2 protein-coding genes and 1 pseudogene are annotated in these 1576 nt (G+C 70.9%); 1 reads left to right on the forward strand and 2 read right to left on the reverse strand.

From position 1 onward, the window contains the following. The first annotated feature begins 35 nt into the window (after nt 1–35). Entirely contained in the window at nt 36–218 is a 183-nt protein-coding gene (locus P1P75_RS41465) for a hypothetical protein (protein WP_319265201.1), read from the forward strand. Between the two features lie 28 nt (nt 219–246). Here the strand turns inward: P1P75_RS41465 and mscL are convergent, their stop codons facing one another. Next, nucleotides 247–711, reverse strand: coding sequence for a large conductance mechanosensitive channel protein MscL (gene mscL / locus P1P75_RS41470; protein WP_319265204.1), 465 nt, complete (start codon nt 709–711; stop codon nt 247–249). A 138-nt stretch (nt 712–849) separates the two neighbouring features. Then, nucleotides 850–1367, reverse strand: a pseudogene (locus tag P1P75_RS41475) (hypothetical protein). Nucleotides 1368–1576: the final 209 nt, after the last annotated feature.

Consider the following 1576-nt stretch of genomic DNA (forward strand, 5'->3'; position numbering starts at 1 on the left):
TGGAGATTTGTCAAAGAGGGCCGTACCCTGGAGGCATGAGCACCCCCGCCCCCTCCGAGCCGCGCGAGCCGAAGGCCGCGCTGATCTTCGACGATCCGCTGGACCGGCAGTCCTCGGACGACACGGACCACGGGTGGGGCGAGCGGCCCGGAGCCGGCGGCGACAGCGCGGCCGACCTCAAGCGCTTCCTCGACGAGAAGCCGCCCCACCACATCTGAACCGGGCGGGCCCGACGGAGGAGTACCGCTACCGCTCGGCGTGCCCGGAGCCGCGCTGGGCGACCAGGGCGTCGCGGATCTCCTTGAGCACCTCCAGCTCGGTGATCTCCATGACCTCGTGCGTGCCCTCCTTGGCCTTCCTGCGCGCTTCCACCTTCGCCAGGTACTTCGACATGGGCAGGACCATCAGGAAGTAGACGACGGCCGCCGTGATCACGAAGGTCAGTGTCGCGCCGAGGACGGAGCCCCACAGGATCCGGACACCCGTGGCGGTGTCGCCCGTCCCGGTGCAGGGTCCCTTGATGCAGGAGTTGTAGCTGTCCAGGTTCTTCGTGCCGATGGCCCCGATCAGCGGGTTGATGACCCCCTTGACCACCGAGTTGACGATGTTGGTGAAGGCCGCGCCGATCACCACCGCGACTGCCAGATCGACGACGTTCCCACGCATCAGGAAGGCTTTGAAGCCTTGCAGGACGCTCGCCTTTTCGCTCACCCGGGTGACACTCCTCGCATGTACAGGTTGTGGAACAAACAGCTCCGCAACCTACGTCACACCGAGGAGGGCGTGTCCAATCAGGTGGCTCGAACGAGGGACTTGACACCAAACCGGGCAGAAGGCCCACGCCGGGACTCACCACAGGGTCACCGCCAGCCGGGCCGTGGCGCTCGCGCCCGCGAGCCGGGTCGCGGTGGACCGGGGCACGGACAGCACGACCAACGCCCCGCCGTCACCCCTCCCCACATCACCCCAGGCGGCGCGGTCCGCGGGGCCGGGGCGACGGCGATGACGTCGACCCGGTCACCGGGGCGCAGCAGTCGCACGGTGGCCGCGTCGCTGATCCGCACCGCCGCCCTCACCCTCCCGGCGGTACGAGGGGCGTCGGCGGGGGCGCGCGTCGATGACTGCGCGCGGGGCGGCGAGCCGCCGCCCGGGTGTCCGCGAGCCTGATCACCGTCCCGGGGAGCCGCCGCCACGAGCGCGGCGGCCGTGACCGCGAGACCCACCGCGAGCGCCCGCCTCCGGTTCCGCACCAGCCGGTGCAGCCCGCCCCGCACCCGCACCGGCGCGAACTGCGGCACCTCGCACGCGGGAGGGACGGGGAGAGAGGGAGCGCCGGGGAGACGAGACGCCCCAGGGAGAACGGGCAGGGGAGCGGGAACAGGAGAAGGAGCGGGCACGGGCAGGGGAGCGGAAGGGCGAAAGGACAACGGGATCACCACCAGCGACGAGGACGGGGCCTGCCCCACCACGATGAGCCCTCACGCCACCGCCCGCCGGAACCGGTGGACCACCACGGGATTGTGGACAACTCCCTCACCCGAACGATGAGTTCCACCCCCACCGCAGAGTCCCCCGT

Source organism: Streptomyces sp. ID05-39B (genome assembly GCF_033794725.1).
GTDB classification, from domain to species: Bacteria; Actinomycetota; Actinomycetes; order Streptomycetales; family Streptomycetaceae; genus Streptomyces; species Streptomyces bobili.

Coding starts and splice junctions, on each gene's coding strand:
- P1P75_RS41465 (WP_319265201.1), top strand. CDS start 36: ATGAGCACCCCCGCCCCCTCCGAGCCGCGCGAGCCGAAGGCCGCGCTG.